The following is a 2694-nucleotide window of genomic DNA, read 5'->3' as shown; positions in this document are numbered from 1 at the left end:
GTGTAAACGGGCGAGCTATTTTGGTTTGGAAAAAGTCAAAGGGCAAATGGTGTTGAAGGTGATGTGTTTGAATTTGTTGAAAGCAGCCAATAAGTTAAGGCTAATTGTGCCTATTGCTGCCTGAAAAGGCGGTAAGCAGCCTGAAATAGGCTGTTTAATCAGGGTGAATGGGTAAAATTTGGGCACATAATGCCATTTTTGTTGAAAAGCCCAAAGCAACTTAGATGCTTTGAGGTTTTGCAAAGGTTTCAGTCTATCATAATGGCATAGAACATGAGATTGAAATTGATGCCAAATCAGGCAAGATTCAACGACATGAGAGCGAACGCGACGATTAAACAGACATAAAAAAGCCGGCGCAAGCCGGTTTTTTTATGTCCATTCGATGAAGAACTATGCAGGACGAAAAGGAAAAATCAGCGGGATAAGCAATAAAGCCGCTGCCGCATAGGTAAAGAGAATCGCCCAACCGAAGCGGAGAAAATCTTTAACGCGGTAATTTCCGGGGGTATAAATCATCAAATGGGTTTGATAGCCGAAAGGCAGTAAAAAGCAGGCACTTGCGCCATAAGCCACCGCCATCACAAAAGGCAGATAACTGACTTCCAAAGCGGAGGCGGTCTGCAAAGCTAGCGGAATGGCAAGGGCGGCGGCGGCATTATTGGTAATGATCTCGGTTAATAAGACCGTCAACACAAAAATAATCAGCAGAGAAAGATAGGCATTGTTATCGGGCGATAAGAGCATGACCGCCTGTCCTAACATAGCGGCGGCGCCGGTGGTCTCCAAACCTTTGGAAACTACTAATGCCGAGCCGATAACCAATAATAAATCAAAGGGAAAACGGCGGCGCATTTGGTCAAGGCTTAGGCAGCCGGTGAGCAGATACAATCCCAGCAACATCAGCAAGCCTTTAAATAAAGACAAAATTTCTAAGGCGGAAGCCAGAATCACAAGCACAAAACTCAGCGCGACCAGAATGCTTTTGCCTTTGGAGAGCGTGTGGCTGTGTTTGTCGTTTTGGTTCAGGATATGGAAATTGCGCTCATTGGTGCGCTGGCGGTAAAAAGTATCGGCAATCGCCAATAATAAAGCATCGCCGACACGCAGCGGAATGCGGTCAAGTCGTCCTGTCAGACGTTTGTTGCCGCGGCGAATACCGACTACGGCGGCATGAAAGCGGTTATTAAAATCGACTTTTTCCAGGGTGTTATACAGCAATTCGGATTCATTGGTAATGATGACTTCCACCAAATTCGATTTCAGCACTTCGTTTGCCGCACCGCCGAGCAGCTGCAAATGCTTGAATTTTTGCAAAAGCTGCACGTTTTCCAATGAGCCGGCAAAAATAAGATGATCGCCCTGCATGATGATTTCAAATTGACTGACAGGGGAAATCAGGCGGCCGTCGCGAATAATTTCTAACAAAAACAGACCGTCTAATTGCCCGATGCCACCGCTTTTAATCGTTTTGCCGATTAAATCGGACTCAGCTCCCACAAAGGCAGTGAGAAAATAGGCGGCGGTTTCGTCTGTGGCGCTTGGCTGATGATTGGGCAAATGATTGCGCCGCCAATAGACAATGCCTAAGCAGACTAACATAATCGGTACGCCGACCAAAGCAAAGCTAAACATTTTCAAAGGCTCATAGCCGGCATTGACCACAAAAGAATTGACGACCATATTAGTAGATGTGCCGACAAGAGTGGTAATGCCGCCTAAAATGGTGGCGTAAGACAAAGGAATCAGCAAGCGCGAGGCGGCAATATGTCTTTGGCGCATGATTTGCCCTAAGAAGGCGGCGACAACGGCGGTATTATTGATAAAAGCCGAGAGTAGCGCGCTCACCGAAATCAAGCGTATGAAACTGCGCTTTTCGTCCTGCTGAATCATTTGGCGGGAAAAATACTGAATCAGCTGCGAACGTTCCACCGCCATAGAGCAAATCAATAATAAAATCAGCGTCATTAAAGCGGTATTGGTAAAACCGCCGAGAAATTGGGGAATGCTGACAATATCCAACAGCACATAGACCGCCGCCAAGACCGTAAAAGCCAAAGCCGCTGGCACGATGTTTAAAATCAGTAAGGCGAGCAAAATCGGAATGCTGCACAACACAAACCATTTCTGCCATTCGCCCGTTTCAAATAAGCTCTGCCACATAATGCTTCCATGTTTTAACTATCACACACTATAACGACAATTCGAGGCTTCTGCGCGGAAATTTACGCCCGCACCGTCTGCCGGAAAAACACCGACATATTTTCGTAACAAAGCGGCGGTATAAAGTGCTCAGAAATATTCAACCATGGAGACGATTATGAAATCCGTTTATCAACTTTGCTTGTATCGACTGCTGTTGCGCTTGCCGGCAGTGCTTATGCCGCGAATGTGACCGGCGCCGGTGCGACTTTCCCGCAGCCTGAAACCTTTGCAAAACCCCAAAACAACTTAAATGCTTTGAGGTTTTGCAAAGGTTTCAGCCTGTGTATAAGGCGGTTAATAAAGAATCTGCCGAATTGGTCCTTGATGAACTCGACAGACTCTGGGGCGGTAAATATCCTGCGGTGATAGCTTCTTGGCGAGAGAAATGGCATTTACTATCGGCTTATTTTAAGTACCCTGAGGCAGTCAGGAAACCCATTTATACCACCAATACGGTTGAAGCGCTACATCGCCAGTTTCGTAAGTTGA

General features: G+C 46.4%; 1 protein-coding gene and 2 pseudogenes. 2 read left to right on the top strand and 1 reads right to left on the bottom strand.

What is annotated here, in order from left to right:
* Nucleotides 1-124 (top strand): annotated as a pseudogene (locus ACJHVI_RS03425) (IS5 family transposase); the annotation flags it as partial.
* 269 nt (nt 125-393) lie between these two features.
* Here the strand turns inward: ACJHVI_RS03425 and ACJHVI_RS03420 are convergent.
* Entirely contained in the window at nt 394-2163 is a 1770-nt protein-coding gene (locus ACJHVI_RS03420; RefSeq protein WP_483183222.1) for an SLC13 family permease, read from the bottom strand.
* A 317-nt stretch (nt 2164-2480) separates the two neighbouring features.
* Here ACJHVI_RS03420 and ACJHVI_RS03415 point away from each other — a divergent pair.
* A pseudogene (locus ACJHVI_RS03415) lies at nt 2481-2694 on the top strand (transposase); the annotation flags it as partial.

It is taken from the genome of Suttonella sp. (assembly GCF_056855035.1).
Note: the sequence above shows the minus strand (reverse complement) of the source record. Positions and strands in the feature narration are given on the sequence as shown.

Coding starts and splice junctions, on each gene's coding strand:
- ACJHVI_RS03420 (WP_483183222.1), bottom strand. CDS start 2,163: ATGTGGCAGAGCTTATTTGAAACGGGCGAATGGCAGAAATGGTTTGTG.